Annotated in this window: 17 protein-coding genes; 6 read left to right on the top strand and 11 right to left on the bottom strand. The window is 39.0% G+C overall.

The genetic code is table 11. The features are described from left to right. The first annotated feature begins 156 nt into the window (after positions 1 to 156). Positions 157 to 657: a peptidyl-prolyl cis-trans isomerase gene (locus tag IRB43_RS04200; RefSeq protein WP_203362190.1), complete on the top strand. Its 501-nt coding sequence runs from the start codon at positions 157 to 159 to the stop codon at positions 655 to 657. A gap of 48 nt (positions 658 to 705) precedes the next feature. On the opposite strand, the gene IRB43_RS04195 is transcribed toward IRB43_RS04200, so the two are convergent. Together IRB43_RS04195 and IRB43_RS04190 are read right to left on the bottom strand one after the other, a co-directional pair. Then, positions 706 to 1,818: an HD-GYP domain-containing protein gene (locus IRB43_RS04195; protein ID WP_203362189.1), complete on the bottom strand. Its 1,113-nt coding sequence runs from the start codon at positions 1,816 to 1,818 to the stop codon at positions 706 to 708. Positions 1,819 to 2,129: 311 nt separating this feature from the next. After that, entirely contained in the window at positions 2,130 to 3,458 is a 1,329-nt protein-coding gene (locus IRB43_RS04190) for a PhoH family protein (protein WP_203362188.1), read from the bottom strand. Between the two features lie 83 nt (positions 3,459 to 3,541). On the opposite strand from IRB43_RS04190, the gene IRB43_RS04185 reads away from it, so the two are divergent. Beyond that, complete coding sequence (locus IRB43_RS04185; RefSeq protein WP_203362187.1) at positions 3,542 to 4,228, top strand: YhcN/YlaJ family sporulation lipoprotein; 687 nt, start codon at positions 3,542 to 3,544, stop codon at positions 4,226 to 4,228. A 48-nt stretch (positions 4,229 to 4,276) separates the two neighbouring features. Here IRB43_RS04185 and IRB43_RS04180 read toward each other — a convergent pair whose 3' ends face one another. Further along, positions 4,277 to 4,741, bottom strand: a complete 465-nt coding sequence (locus IRB43_RS04180) for a pyridoxamine 5'-phosphate oxidase family protein (protein ID WP_203362186.1) — start codon at positions 4,739 to 4,741, stop codon at positions 4,277 to 4,279. Positions 4,742 to 4,975: 234 nt separating this feature from the next. Between IRB43_RS04180 and IRB43_RS04175 the strand changes: the two genes are divergently transcribed. Continuing rightward, positions 4,976 to 5,176, top strand: a complete 201-nt coding sequence (locus IRB43_RS04175) for a YlaI family protein (RefSeq protein WP_203362185.1) — start codon at positions 4,976 to 4,978, stop codon at positions 5,174 to 5,176. 55 nt (positions 5,177 to 5,231) lie between these two features. On the opposite strand, the gene IRB43_RS04170 is transcribed toward IRB43_RS04175, so the two are convergent. Together IRB43_RS04170 and typA are read right to left on the bottom strand one after the other, a co-directional pair. Further along, positions 5,232 to 5,546: a YlaH-like family protein gene (locus IRB43_RS04170; protein ID WP_481748113.1), complete on the bottom strand. Its 315-nt coding sequence runs from the start codon at positions 5,544 to 5,546 to the stop codon at positions 5,232 to 5,234. A gap of 22 nt (positions 5,547 to 5,568) precedes the next feature. Next, a complete protein-coding gene (typA, locus tag IRB43_RS04165; RefSeq protein WP_203362184.1) occupies positions 5,569 to 7,404 on the bottom strand; it encodes a translational GTPase TypA in 1,836 nt (611 codons plus the stop codon). Positions 7,405 to 7,633: 229 nt separating this feature from the next. On the opposite strand from typA, the gene IRB43_RS04160 reads away from it, so the two are divergent. Continuing rightward, positions 7,634 to 7,822, top strand: a complete 189-nt coding sequence (locus tag IRB43_RS04160) for a YlaF family protein (RefSeq protein WP_481748112.1) — start codon at positions 7,634 to 7,636, stop codon at positions 7,820 to 7,822. A gap of 135 nt (positions 7,823 to 7,957) precedes the next feature. Here the strand turns inward: IRB43_RS04160 and IRB43_RS04155 are convergent, their stop codons facing one another. Next, positions 7,958 to 8,755, bottom strand: coding sequence for an inositol monophosphatase family protein (locus IRB43_RS04155; RefSeq protein ID WP_203362183.1), 798 nt, complete (start codon positions 8,753 to 8,755; stop codon positions 7,958 to 7,960). Positions 8,756 to 9,003: 248 nt separating this feature from the next. Beyond that, complete coding sequence (locus IRB43_RS04150; protein WP_238941800.1) at positions 9,004 to 9,207, bottom strand: hypothetical protein; 204 nt, start codon at positions 9,205 to 9,207, stop codon at positions 9,004 to 9,006. Between the two features lie 55 nt (positions 9,208 to 9,262). On the opposite strand from IRB43_RS04150, the gene IRB43_RS04145 reads away from it, so the two are divergent. After that, the gene (locus IRB43_RS04145) at positions 9,263 to 9,883 is read left to right on the top strand and encodes a YktB family protein (protein WP_203362182.1); all 621 of its coding nucleotides are present in this window, start codon (positions 9,263 to 9,265) and stop codon (positions 9,881 to 9,883) included. A gap of 56 nt (positions 9,884 to 9,939) precedes the next feature. Here the strand turns inward: IRB43_RS04145 and IRB43_RS04140 are convergent, their stop codons facing one another. Continuing rightward, positions 9,940 to 10,215 carry a UPF0223 family protein gene (locus IRB43_RS04140; RefSeq protein ID WP_203362181.1) on the bottom strand — a complete coding sequence of 92 codons (276 nt, stop codon included), beginning with the start codon at positions 10,213 to 10,215 and terminating at the stop codon, positions 9,940 to 9,942. A 26-nt stretch (positions 10,216 to 10,241) separates the two neighbouring features. After that, positions 10,242 to 11,204, bottom strand: coding sequence for an NAD(P)H-dependent flavin oxidoreductase (locus tag IRB43_RS04135; protein ID WP_203362180.1), 963 nt, complete (start codon positions 11,202 to 11,204; stop codon positions 10,242 to 10,244). Between the two features lie 181 nt (positions 11,205 to 11,385). Here IRB43_RS04135 and IRB43_RS04130 point away from each other — a divergent pair, with 181 nt between their 5' ends. Next, entirely contained in the window at positions 11,386 to 12,855 is a 1,470-nt protein-coding gene (locus tag IRB43_RS04130; RefSeq protein ID WP_203362179.1) for an aminotransferase class I/II-fold pyridoxal phosphate-dependent enzyme, read from the top strand. A gap of 82 nt (positions 12,856 to 12,937) precedes the next feature. Here the strand turns inward: IRB43_RS04130 and IRB43_RS04125 are convergent, their stop codons facing one another. Continuing rightward, positions 12,938 to 13,054 carry a GapA-binding peptide SR1P gene (locus IRB43_RS04125; protein WP_203362178.1) on the bottom strand — a complete coding sequence of 39 codons (117 nt, stop codon included), beginning with the start codon at positions 13,052 to 13,054 and terminating at the stop codon, positions 12,938 to 12,940. A gap of 538 nt (positions 13,055 to 13,592) precedes the next feature. Next, positions 13,593 to 15,002 (bottom strand): dihydrolipoyl dehydrogenase, encoded by a 1,410-nt coding sequence (gene lpdA / locus IRB43_RS04120; protein WP_203362177.1) that lies wholly within the window; start codon positions 15,000 to 15,002, stop codon positions 13,593 to 13,595. Positions 15,003 to 15,006: the final 4 nt, after the last annotated feature.

Here is a 15,006-nt window from a genome sequence, read left to right as displayed (position 1 = left end):
AAACTCCCCCTGTTCCGTGCAATGGATTAGCTATAATTTTAAATTTTATCGTTAATCGTACTATTTTGCAAGGAATTTTACATTGTCGCCTGACAAGAAAACAATTAAGAGCTATACTTGACTTTGAACAACTAATACACATAAGGAGGAAACACGATGGAAAACATTATGCCTATTTACGGAAAAGTGAAATTTTCTGTGACATTAGATCCGGGTGTGTGGATTTTTGATGATCGTCGAATTGATCTAGATACATATTTTGATACTAAAGAAACAAACACGCTTTCGGAAGATGAGGAGTATACAAAGAATATTTCTCAGTTTTGGGATAAAGAGATTCGTGAAGGAGCCATCTCACCACCTACGATCAAATCCGAAAAAAAATTTCTCAAAGAACAAGCATTGACAGGGAGCTTCGCTATACCATTTGAACCTTTTCTAAAAAATGCGGAACCAAATGAAGAAGCGACATTGATTATCATTGAAACAACAAACGGCGAAGAACCATTTCCATTACATAGAGCTAATGACCTTCTTCTCGCCTTTTCAAAAAGAGGTAAACCCCTTCGTGATGACGGTCCTGTTCACCTATTATATAAAGATGGCTCCAACCGCGAAAACCCTATTCGCCACGTAAAAGCTTTTCGAATCGAGTAATCGCATCAGCCAAAAAAGAAAGAACAAGCACTGAGCGCCACCTCACACTCATGCTTGTTCTTTCTTTTTTCCTAATAAGGTTGTATCCGTTTCACTGATGATCACCGTTAACTCTTTAGATAAATCTAATTCATATGGCTCATCCAATTCACGATCTTCTTCCTCTAGTATTAATAATACAGGTCGGTCGCTAATATGTGGTGTTTGCCTTAATACAACCCCTTTTCGGTTATCATTTAAATGAACAGTCAAGCCATTTGGATATACAACAATAGACTTACGAAAAGCTTTCACCATTTCTGCATCAAATTGAGTTCCTGCTCCCGCATATAAGATTTCTAATCCTTCGGAAGGAAGCATAGCCTGTCTGTATATTCTATTTGAAGTAACAGCATCATATACATCGGTAATACCCAAAATCTTTCCATACAAATGAATTTGGTCACCCACAAGACCTCGAGGATAGCCTGTTCCATTTATTCTTTCATGATGCTGATAAGCACAATGAGCAGCTGGAAGCGGAATAGTATGTTCTTTTCTTAAAATATTAAATCCATATTCGGCATGTTTTTTTATTTCTTCATATTCTTCATTCGTCAACCGTGAAGGTTTCATTAAAATAGATTGAGGAATAAGTATTTTTCCAACATCATGCAACATAGCTCCAAGCCCTATTTCCTCCAGTTGTTGAGACTTCAATTGTAGCTTTAAACTAAGTGCTAACGTGTAGATCATCACATTTAACGAGTGAGCTAAAATATAGTTGTCATGGGCGCATACGTTAGAAAGCAGAGAAACTGCTTCTTTATGCTCTTTTATTTGATCAAGCATCTCCCGTATCACGGCTTTAAACTGTCTCTCCATTTTGTCAAACGAAAACTTGTTGTTGAAGTTTCTCGTATTCACTACACCCTCAAATGATTGCTTCATTAAGCTGAGAGCTTCTTGGCGTGTTCTGTCTGTCACAGCCGGATTAAACACAATATCTTCTGTTTTTTTGTCCTCCATATAAACAAATGTAATGCCAAGTTGTTGCAACCTGAATATCATTTGTTTCGTAAGAGGAACTCCATGTCCAATAAGAATTTGACCAGCCTCATTGTACACTGGCTTAGCTAATTTAACATGCTCTTTTAATGTCGAAACAGCGACTAGCCTCATTTTCTATAACTCCTATCTACCGCCATAGCCTCAGATCTCTTTTATTGCAATTTTGTCTATTGCCTTCAGTTGTTTATTTTAACACATTTTCCATCAATCATTGAGTTTTTTCGACATCAAAAAACCTAAAATAGAAGAAAAAAGCCTGATCCTAAAGGTAAAATATCACGCATAAAAAGGTTCATTCTCTTCATGCTTGTATATTTTACTAAGATTCCGGCTAGTATGAAACAAATTTCATGCTATATCTATGCTCAAATTATGAACTCAAAAATAATTTGAATTTACCTGCTTATTGAATCCAGTGGATATTATAACAAATCAGCTGCCAATTGAGCTAAACCAGATCGCTCCCCCTTCATCAATTTGATATGGCCAGCCACCGCTTGATCTTTAAATGACTCAATGGCATAAGTTAATCCATTATTATATTCATCTAAGTAAGGATGATCAATTTGAGCGGTATCTCCCATTAACACAATTTTACTTTTTTCTCCCACCCTCGTTAAAATCGTTTTCACTTCATGTTTCGTTAAATTTTGTGCTTCATCAATAATAATATATTGCTCTGGCATGCTCCGTCCGCGAATATAGGTGAGTGCTTCCACCTCAACCGAACTTAAACCAGCAAGAATTTGATCAATTTCCCCTGACTTCTTTGTATTGAATAAATACTCAAGATTATCATAAATAGGCTGAATCCACGGGCGTAATTTTTCTTGCTTCTCACCTGGCAAGTAGCCAATATCTTTTCCTACAGGAACAATCGGCCGCGCGACAAGTAATTTCTTAAACATTTGCAAATCTTCCGTTTGAAATAATCCAGCTGCCAAAGTGATTAACGTCTTGCCTGTTCCGGCCTTACCAGCCATAGTAACAAGTGGAATGTCAGGTCTTAGCAGCAACTCAATCGCCATGACTTGCTGAACATTTCGGGGTTTAATCCCCCAAACAATTTCATCATCATGCAACAGCTTTTTCATGTATTTCCCTTTAGCATCCACCATGGCTATCGCTGAAGAGGAACTTCCTAAAGCATCTTTTAATAATAAAAACTGATTAGGATAAAAAGGATGGTTAGCTACTTCCGATAGTGCCAATTCCCCTTTTTGATAAAAAAGGTCTAACGTTTCTTTAGACACATACACTTCTAAAAAACCTGTATATATATCACTCATTTCGATTACTCGATCGCTTAAAAAATCCTCTGATTCTAAACCAAGCGCGTCCGCCTTTACTCTTACTAATGTATCTTTGCTGACTAAAATAACAGGGCGGCCATTTTCTTTTTCCTCTTCTTCTAATGCTAAGTTTTTCGCTACCGCCAATATACGATTATCATTTGTCATTTCAATAAAAATGTCTTGCAGCTTTTGAAAAGACCGATGATTTAATTCAATTCTTAAACTTCCTCCATTGTCTAAAGGTACACCTTGATGAAGCTTTCCCGTTTCCCGCAGTTTATCAATGATTTTCGATACAAGTCTAGCATTCCTTCCTATTTCATCCATATACCTCTTTTTCGAGTCTAATTCCTCTAAAACGACGGCTGGTATCACAATTTCATTTTCTTTAAAGGAAAAAATAGCGTATGGATCCTGTAATAAGACATTAGTATCTAAAACATAAATTTTACTCAACGAGACGCCTCCTGCTTTTCATCTTTTTTTATTATATGAAGATTAGCTTTGTTGCGTTCTTACAGTTGGGCTGGTAAATATATATGTGCAAACGCATAAAAATAGACGAAATTCGCACAATAGAAATAGAAATAGCTCATCAAAATGATGAAGAGGTGACTATATTGAAAAACATTCTCCCTCTCTTTACTGCATTCATGCTTTTCGGCTGTGCGCAAAATAAAGAATCCAGTTTGGGGCCAGAAAATAATCGACACAACTCGCAGCCTTATAAAGTAAATGTCGAGAACGATCAAATTAGGGACGAGCAGCGCCTGTCTATCCAGCAAGCATCAAACCGCTTAGCTGAAACCGCTAAATCAATGCCAGGAGTAAAAAATGCGACAGCAGTATCAGCAGGAGACTATGCGATCGTTGGAATTGATGTAGATGCTAACCTAGATCGTTCTGAAGTGGGCTCAATCAAATACACAGTAGCCGAGGCGTTGAGAAGCCAACCGAACGGTGCTAATGCTCTTGTCATTGCAGATCCTGACTTATATGCCAGAATACAAGAAATAAAAGTAGATATTAATAACGGACGGCCACTCCAAGGGTTAGCCAACGAATTAGCGGATATCGCTGGACGCACCATCCCTGAAGTACCCGGAAACTTAACAGAAACAAATGATGCTGATAAAGTAACAGAGCAACCTAAAACAAAACTTGCTCCAAACGGCGATCGACAGTTAGAGCAACAACAAGAAGAACAGTCAAACCATCAGAAATAAACGACGGTATTCAAATCCAATACTACAAAAAGCACCTGCGGAGCCGAATTAAGATTCAGCTCCTTTTTTTAACGCATCAATCACTTGCTGATCGAGCTTTTCTGCAGCTGCTAAATCATATGTTTTCTCATAAACAGGCTCAGAGATCATTTTTGATCCGTAAAACATGACATCGCGAATTTCTTTAATAGCCAGCTCAACAATCGCGATCTTTAAAGGAATCCCCTCTACTTTTTTAGATAGAATATGACTTTCACCTGTAATGGTATATGTAGACTCATTAGAAATCATGTTAATAGCGATAGCTGTATTTTTTTCTAAATTTTCAATCATCCTTGACTGGCTAGTAGCAGCGAAGCGAATGGTTCTTTCATCGACCGCATAAATCCAAGAAATTGCATGAATCATTGGTCCACCTGTTTCATGATCTATCGTTGCTACAGTTACAAACCTGTCCTTTTGCAAAGCTTCAAACAACACAGGAATTAATTGTGTTTCTAAACGATTACCCAAATGAATCCCCTCCCTTGTTTAATTCCATTATACATGATCTCCTTATCACTTCCGAATTTTACGAATGAATTCTTTTATTTTCCAATGAAGATGTTTCAAGGTAGTCATGATATACTAATAAAAAGACTTTGTTATACAAAAACGTTGATTGTAAAGATTTTTGACTCATTTAAATGGAACAAAAATGAACACTACCCTTTAATAGAGCTAAGAAAAAGAACGAGGTGGTTAAAAATGAGAGTTAAATGTATTTTATGTGAAAAAATTGATAAAATTGATGATGAGTTGCTGATCGCAAAAAGACTGCGAAACAGACCCATCCACACATATATGTGTCCGGAATGTAACCATCGAATAGCAGAAAAGACAAAAGCACGAATTGCGACTGGTCAATTCCATGTTTACCGCTCTGGCAAGGAAAAAGAATCGCTATAATCCGCTTTATTAAAGGCTTTGTTAAACAAAAAGGACCGCGACATGCGGTCCTTTTTTACACTTCATTTTCTTTTTTGTGCATTCGCAATCTGATTTTGTATATTCCAAGAACTAACGCAGCAACCAATAAACTTTCAACTACTGGCAGTTGGTAAGAAAGAATTAATAGCAGCAGCGAACCAACAACCAAGGAAAGATAGACAATGAGGTTCTTTCCAAGTGATAGCTTCTTAGCAAAACCGAGATTATACACTAAAATTGACAGAAGAACGATTGTCAGCCAATATATCCAAACTGCTCCATTTACCCCTACTGCTTGAATTAAGGCGCCCAGTAGTGGACTGACGTGTTCTAACGCTTCCGTTTCCACTTTCTACCTCCCCCCTTAACGCTTAATTTTCTTCGTATTTCTTCTTTTTAGCAGCTCTTTCCCGTTCGTTCTTATCAAGAATTTTTTTGCGAAGACGGATCGATTCAGGTGTAAGTTCACAATACTCGTCCTCATTTAAATACTCTAGCGCTTCTTCTAAAGACATGATTCTTGGTTTTTTCATCGTCGTTGTTTGGTCTTTCGTAGCTGAACGAACATTTGTCGCTTGTTTCATTTTCGTAATATTAACAGTTAAGTCATTTTCACGAGTATGCTCACCGACAATCATTCCGCCATAAATTTCTGTCCCTGGTTCTACGAAGATCGTTCCGCGGTCCTCAACTTGCATAATACCATATTGAGAAGATTTTCCTGACTCCATAGAAACAAGTACTCCTTGACGGCGTCCACCGACACGTCCTGGCTGCATTGGCTGATAGCTATCAAACGTGTGGTTAATAATTCCATATCCTCGAGTCATTGTTAAAAATTCAGTCGTATAACCAATTAATCCACGAGCTGGAACATTGAATACCAGACGAACTTGGCCGTTTCCATTATTAATCATATCAATCATTTCACCTTTTCGCGAACCTAATGACTCGATAACAGAACCTGTATACTCTTCAGGCACATCAATTTGAACGCGTTCCACTGGCTCACAACGAACACCATCAATCTCTTTCACGATAACTTCTGGCTTCGATACTTGTAATTCATATCCTTCGCGACGCATATTTTCGATTAAAATCGATAAATGCAGTTCCCCACGCCCAGACACGATCCATTCATCAGGAGAATCGGTATTTTCTACTCGCAAACTGACATCTGTTTCAAGCTGTGCTTCCAAACGCTCTTGAATTTTTCTCGCAGTCACGAATTTTCCTTCTCGACCAGCAAACGGACTATTATTGACAAGGAACGTCATTTGTAACGTTGGTTCGTCGATGCGAAGAACCGGTAACGCTTCTTGATGTTCAATCGGACAAACCGTTTCCCCAACGTTAATATCCTCCATGCCGGATACAGCAATTAAATCGCCAGCATGAGCTTCTTGAATTTCCATACGCTTAAGACCCATAAAGCCAAAGATTTTCGTCACACGGAAAGGTTTGACTGTGCCATCTAATTTCATTAAGGCTACTTGCTGACCCACTTGAATCGTTCCGCGAAATACGCGACCAATTCCGATACGACCAACATAATCATTGTAATCAAGTAAAGCCACTTGGAATTGCAAAGGCTCTTCTTTATTATCCACTGGAGAAGGAATATGCTTCACAATCGCTTCATATAAAGCTTCCATGTTCTCATCTTGCTTATCAGGCGTTGTACTCGCTGTTCCGTTAATACCGGATGCATAAATCACCGGGAACTCCAATTGATCATCATTAGCATCAAGCTCGATAAATAACTCAAGAACCTCATCAATCACTTCTGCCGGACGAGCAAAGTCACGGTCAATTTTATTGACAACCACGATTGGGCGTAAGTTTTGCTCTAGCGCTTTCTTTAATACAAATCGGGTTTGTGGCATACAACCTTCATAAGCATCGACAACCAATAATACACCATCAACCATCTTCATGATTCGCTCTACTTCTCCACCAAAGTCGGCATGTCCTGGCGTATCCAAAATGTTGATTTTCGTATCTTTATATTGGATCGCGGTATTTTTTGCTAGAATCGTAATTCCGCGCTCTCTTTCAATATCATTTGAATCCATTGCGCGCTCTTCAATGTGCTCGTTGCTTCTAAAAATTCCAGATTGTTTAAGTAATTGATCAACAAGCGTTGTTTTCCCATGGTCAACGTGAGCAATAATCGCAATGTTTTTCAAATCGTTTCTTGTATTCAAATTAGTTCCTCCTGACTAATATAAGCATCTCAATTTCAATAATACTCTTCAATAACTGAATTATTATATCATAAGTCAATATAAATTCCTATTTGTTAATTATGATTGCCAAGTCATTTTTTATCCCAGACTTAGTTTCATAACAGTCTTTTTGTGCCAATGAACAAAAAAATCAACACTACATTTTAACATAGCCTTGTTATAAAATAGAGGAGAAAGGGAGTGACGGATGATGAAAGAATTCAAGTGGGTGTTTTTTCTATTTGCATTAGCAGCTGCTTCCTGCATGATTGGCATGGGGATCGCCATCGGTGAAAGAAGCTTGAGCGGCATCGCAGGATGTGCGATTGCTCTTATTGCTGTTATGGGGTTTGGTTTTTCCACAAAAGCAAAAATGCGAAGAGCCGGCAAATTATAAAGTGAAACTTCAACCAGTGGGGTGTTCCTCATTCCCCCCGCTGATTAACCTGTCATGTTGACTGTTAATGCGGGATAAATCCACTAAGAGCCAGGCGCCTCGTTTACAGAGGAGCCTGACGCTCAAAGGACATCCTTATTCCTCATGTAATAAAAATTTACCTAGTATTTCCGAGTGAAGAGTTGCCTCCCCTGCAAACACGCTATTGACAGAAAGCATGTCCAATTCTTCTCCAAGCAGTGTCGTGACAACCCCTCCAACTTCTTCCACAATGATTTTCCCAGCAGCAAAGTCCCAAGGAGACAGTCGCATCGTTAAGTAACTGTTTAACCTTCCAGACGCCACATAAGCGAGCTCTAAGGCAGCCGAACCGTACGAACGCGTTCCTCGAACCGCCATCGCTAAAGCGGCTAGTTTACGTTGGTCAAAATACGCATTTTTCACTAACCATGTGGCGTTAACAGCAATGAGGGATTGGTGAACAGGAAATTTTTCTAAAGGTGGCAACCTCACTTCATTCATATAAGCGCCTTTCCCCTTCTCAGCAAAATAAAGCTCATCATGGGTAACATCATAAATATAACCTAATCGTCCTACACCATCTTCATAAATTCCAATGGAGATGACAAAATTCCGCTGCTGATGGATAAAATTCATTGTACCGTCAATAGGGTCAATGATCCACACAATCCCGTTTAACGAACTTAGCTGATCGCCATTTCCTTCTTCCCCTAAAATACTATGATCAGGGTAAGTGCTACGAATATTTGAAATGAAATACTTTTCGATTTCTTTGTCCATATTTGTCACTAAATCATTAGGATTTGATTTTGTTTGGATGTTTAAAGACTGTTTAAATGAAGCACGAATTGACTTTCCCGCCTCCGTAATCCACGATTTTGCATACCGATCTATTTCCGTCCAATTTGCCATGACCATTCCTCCAACGCGGACATAATGTACCAATTCAAATTTTTCAACTTATTTGACATTATAGTATATAATTCCACTTTATTAAATAAAAATAGACTCGCGAACGGGTAAGCGAGCCCATTTTTCATCTTAGATTTGTTCAACAGCAATGTTGATTTTAATCATTTTTAGCTCATTCGTGCATAATGGCTATCCTGCGTACTTTGTTTCGAATAGATGAATAATAAAGCCCTCACTTTTTTACTTCTTCATAGCTTATGTTCATCAATTTGTTGTAACTTTTCCCATAACTGTCGTAACACGGCCTTCGACTTCTCCATTTGAACTCGATCTTTCTTCTGCATCGCTTCAAATAAAACAGCTAATTCATAGTCCAGCTCTAAGCGAATAACAGCCAACCTTTGTTTTGTTTGCGTTTGTTTAATAAGACCGTTCACCACTTGTTTCATCATGCAAGCACTCCTTTTTATGATATGATATGGACAAACAATTCAAGGAGGATATTTCATGGAATTTCCCGGTTTTACAACAAATGATTTTCAAGTGTTCACAATCGATGGATTGGAACCAAGAATGGAGGCGTTACAACAACAGATCCGACCGAAGCTAGAAGCTTTAGGCCACTTTTTTTCACAGGAATTAGGTCAGCTAACTGGAGATGAAATGTTTTATCATGTAGCGAAACATGCTCGTCGTACAGTTAATCCGCCAGATGACACATGGGTAGCTTTTGCTAATAATAAACGCGGCTACAAAAAACACCCTCACTTTCAAATTGGATTATGGGAGACACATGTGTTTGTTTGGTATGCTGTTATTTACGAAGCTCCTCGAAAAGCGGAAATTGGCTCCTTTCTTGAAATGAACATATCGTCTATACGCGAGACAATCCCTAGTCACTTTGTTTGGTCAGATGATCACACAAAACCTTCAGCTACAAAAATGGCGGATGTATCGGACGAACAGTTACTCCAGCTGTTTCAACGTCTGCAATCAGTGAAAAAGGCAGAAATACTTTGTGGTATCCATTTGCATAAGGAAGATGTTATCAACATGAGCGGAACAGAATTTCTTGACACAGTTTATGATACTTTTGTCAAATTAATACCCCTCTACCAATTATCTTAAACAAATGAAGCGGTTGAATCATCAATTTGCCGATGATTCAACCGCCTCCACCCTCGTTACTTATTCATTTTAATTCGCTGGCCGTCTTCTGCTGTTTTCATTTTTTGTACCGCATGGTAAGAGGAATAACCGCTTGCATCTTCGAATTCATTACACAGCTTTTTCTCTTCTGCCTTGCTCGGCACAATTTCTTTAAAACGTCGATAAGCGGTCATTAATTCCGCTTTATCAACTCCTTTTTCATAAGCTTTTTCGATTGCTTCAAAAAACTTAATGACATCTATGACTTCTTCTGTCGTCCAATCCGTTGAAAAAGGATAAGAGTATTCCATATGGTATCACCTTCTTTTGTCTATTCTTATGATGTTCCCCATTTTTTGCGAATATTTTCGCCATCCGCAATCATGTTTTCGATCAGTTCGCTCACGGATGGAATGTCATGAATTAACCCCATCACTTGACCTGCCCAAGCGAATCCTTCATCTTCTTTCCCTTCATGAATGTAGCGCTTGTTTGCCACTCCACTTATGTAGTCTTTCAAATTTTCATAATCACCATGTTCTTCTTCAATCGCCAAAATCTTATCTGTCCAGCTATTTGCGATGGCACGTGCTGGTGCACCAAGCGAGCGCTTAATGACTACTGTATCATTTTCACTTCCCTCAATCAAAGCCTGTTTATACAGTTCAGATGCATGCACACATTCTTTTGTGGCAATAAATCTAGTTCCCATTTCAATTCCTTCCGCTCCTAGAGAGAGCGCTGCCATTAGCCCCCGACCGTCACCAATACCTCCTGACGCAATGACAGGAATGTTCACACTTTCTACCACTCTTGGCACAAGAACGAAAGTTCCTGTATCACTTCGACCGAGGTGTCCACCTCCTTCTTGTCCAACGACCATAACAGCGTCAGCACCGAGCTCTTCCGCCTTTTGAGCTTGTCTGACAGCAGCAACGAGCACAAGTGTTTTAATACCCGTTCCCTCTAACTGTTCGAATAGCGGAGCAGGATTTCCTCCTGTCATTGAAATAACAGGCACCTTTTCCTCAATCGCTACATCCAAATAAGAGGAAAATGGACGTCTTTGCTGACCAATTGAAAAATTCACACCAAACGGCTTGTCTGTCATCGCGCGTACTTTTTTGATTTCGTTTCGCAATTCTTCCGGATCAGACAAAGACATCGCGGTAATTTGCCCTAACCCTCCAGCATTTGACACAGCTGCCGCTAAATCAGAATAAGCTAGATGCGCCAACCCCCCTTGAATAATCGGATATTGAATGTTTAACAATTTAGTAATTCTTGTTTCCCAATTCATCATCATCCCTCCCCTTTTTCATTTCTCCCTTGAAAAGCATAAATCCTTTTTTCTTCTAAGAATATTAAAAAACTTTCTAGGCAAAGCTATGTCAACATGCTATAATTCTCTTGTTTTACGCAAAAAATGTCGATTAATTATATAATCAATAAATCAATTCATAAAAGAGGTGAAAGGTAAGTTGTCCCAATTTGAAACACCATTATTTACTGGCTTATTAGAGCATGCAAAAAAGAATCCGGTACAATTCCATATACCTGGACACAAAAAAGGAAATGGGATGGATCCCGAATTTCGTCATTTTATCGGAGAAAATGCCTTATCCATTGATTTAATTAATATCGCCCCTTTGGATGATCTTCATCAGCCAAAAGGAATCATTCAACAAGCTCAAAATTTAGCTGCTGAAGCGTTTGGTGCTGATCACACATTCTTCTCTGTACAAGGAACGAGCGGAGCCATTATGACGATGGTCATGACTGTTTGTGGGCCAGGCGAGAAAATCATTGTTCCTAGAAATGTTCATAAGTCTGTTATGACGGCGATTGTCTTTTCTGGAGCGATTCCAATCTTTATCCATCCAGAAGTTGATAAAGATCTTGGAATCTCTCATGGCATTACAGTAGATACTGTTCAACGCGCGTTAGAGAAGCATCCAGATGCTAAAGGACTCCTTGTCATTAACCCGACTTATTTTGGTGTTTCAGGAGATTTAGGACAAATTGTAGAAGTCGCTCACTCTTACAATATACCTGTACTTGTAGACGAAGCGCACGGTGTGCATATTCACTTCCATGATGATTTGCCGCTCTCTGCCATGCAAGCGGGAGCTGATATGGCTGCTACAAGCGTTCATAAGCTAGGTGGCTCCATGACACAAAGCTCCATTCTTAACGTAAAAGAAGGGTTGGTATCGGTTCAACGTGTGCAAACCATTTTAAGTATGCTGACGACCACATCTACATCTTATATCCTTTTGGCTTCTCTTGACACAGCAAGAAGACAGTTAGCTACACAAGGGAAAGCAATTATTGAACAAGCCATTCAATTAGCTCAGTCTATCCGTGCTCAAATTAATGAGATTGATGGCTTATATTGTGTAGGGGAAGAGATTCTAGGTACGAAAGCTACTTTTGACTATGATCCAACGAAATTAATTATTTCCGTCAAAAATCTCGGCATTACTGGTCATGAAGCAGAGGTCTGGTTAAGAGAAAATTACAATATTGAAGTCGAATTATCGGACCTTTACAATTTACTTTGCATTGTCACACCAGGAGATACGAAAGAAGACGCTGAAACTTTAGTTCGTGCCCTTCTGCAATTAGCGGATCAATGCGCTAATTGTAACAAGTCGTCCCATACAGAAGTGTTATTGCCTGACATTCCAGTCATCGCTTTATCTCCAAGGGATGCATTTTATGCTGAAACAGAAGTCGTTCCTTTTTCAGAAGCAGCCGGCCGAATTAGCGCTGAATTTGTGATGGTGTATCCGCCTGGAATCCCAATTTTTATTCCAGGAGAAATTATTACAGAAGAAAATTTAGTCTATATTTACAAAAATCTAGAAGCTGGGTTACCCGTGCAAGGTCCAGAAGATGCTGAATTAAAAACACTTCGGGTCATTAAAGAACGAAAAGCGATTAGCTAAAACAGCAACATAAAAATAAGAGCGGTCCCCCGATGAGGACCGCTCTTATTTTTATAAGATTCATTTTGCACAACAGAAAAATTTAATCTTCTAATTCTACTTCTTCTTCACAACCACAGTGTGAGTATAAGACAGACACTTTTTCATCTTCAAAATGCTCGATTGTATCTAAACAAGACTTACAAACAATTGTCCCCATGTTTAGCTCCCTCTCTTTTATTGTGTAAACGGTTCATATTTGTATTTATAATAATATAACACATTTCATTTTTCAAGCCCAATTTGTATGTCACATTTATTTTTTTGACGACTATTTTGTTACAATTATTTAAAAAGCAGAGACATCCCCCATCGAAAAGAAAAGTAGAATAACAGAATAAAAATAGTTACCATGTAGCTTTGCTTATGATTAAGCCATCTTCGAGCAACGAGAATACATAAATAGAAAAAAACAAGAAATAACAACCAGTGAAATTCCGTTGAATCTCCCTGTGACAGCCAGCGGGCTAAAGAATAAAAGCTCCAAATCATTAATTGAATAAGAAACACAACATAGTAAGCCATACTGATCATCCACTCATTTCCTTACAGACTACTCTATCCTGTGTTAATGGGTAGTAAAACCCTCACTGATTGAGGTTTTACTTTATTATATGAATGCTTCTCCACTTCTTAATACTAACTTGTCCAAAAAAAATAAGACTGCCTAATACGACAGTCTTATTTCTTCATAAATATTATTTTACGACATGAATAGGTGTTCCTAATGCTACCTCAGCAGCTTCCATAGAAATTTCACCTAATGTTGGATGAGCATGAATTGTCATTGCGATATCTTCAGCCGTCATGCCTGCTTCGATAGCAAGGCCAAGCTCAGAAATCATATCAGAAGCACCGGCACCGGCAATTTGCGCTCCGATGATTAAACCGTCTTCTTTACGAGTAACAAGCTTTACAAAGCCATCTGTGCTGTTCAGAGCTAAAGCGCGACCGTTTGCTGCAAATGGGAACTTCGCTGCAATGACTTCGATTCCTTCTTCTTTCGCTTCTGCTTCTGTATACCCTACAGATGCTAGTTCTGGCTCAGTGAAACATACAGCTGGAATACCCATATAATCAATTTCTGATTTTTCTCCCGCGATCACTTCAGCCGCAATTTTACCTTCGTATGAAGCCTTATGAGCTAACGGAGGACCTTGCACAATATCACCGATAGCAAAAATGTTCGGTACACTTGTACGGCATTGTTTATCGATTTCAATTAAACCGCGCTCCGTTAATTTTACACCAGCTTGTTCCAGTCCAAGCTCGTCTGTATTAGGACGACGACCAACTGTTACTAATACGTAATCCGCTTCAATTTTTTCTTCTTTGCCACCAGCTTCATAAGTAACGACTACACCATTTTCTGTTGTTTCTGCTGATTTAGCCATCGCTTGTGTAACGATGTTCACGCCTTTTTTCTTTAAGTTACGTTTAACAAGGGCAGACATTTGCTTTTCAAAACCGCTTAAAATCTCTGCTGCACCTTCAAGAATAGTAATTTCTGTGCCAAAGTTTGCATATGCTGTAGATAACTCTGCACCGATATATCCGCCGCCTACAACAACCATTTTGCTCGGAATTTCTTTCAAGTTAAGAGCACCAGTAGAGTCAAGCACGCGGTCAGAGAATTTAAAGTTAGGGATTTCAATCGGACGAGAACCGGTTGCAATGATCGCATGTTTGAAATTGTATGTTTGAGCAGAATTTTCGTCCATTACACGAAGAGTATTAGCATCTACAAAGTACGCTTCGCCGCGAACGATTTCAACTTTATTTCCTTTTAACAGACCTTCTACTCCGCCCGTTAATTTTTTTACAACGCTAGCTTTCCATTCTTGAACTTTATCAAAGTTAACTGTTACATTTTCGGCAACAATTCCCATGTCTTCAGAATGTTTCGCTTGCTCAACACGATGTCCAGCAGTCAGTAACGCTTTGGAAGGAATACAACCAACATTTAAGCACACGCCTCCAAGGTTCGCTTTCTCCACGATCGTTACTTTTTGTCCTAGCTGTGCAGCACGAATCGCTGCTACATATCCGCCTGGTCCTGCTCCAATTACTATAGTGTCCGTTTCGATTGGGAAATCTCCTACTACCATTTGT

Origin of the sequence: Bacillus sp. REN10, assembly GCF_016820555.1 — a bacterium.
Classification (GTDB): Bacteria; Bacillota; Bacilli; order Bacillales; family Domibacillaceae; genus Bacillus_CE.
Note: the sequence above shows the minus strand (reverse complement) of the source record. Positions and strands in the feature narration are given on the sequence as shown.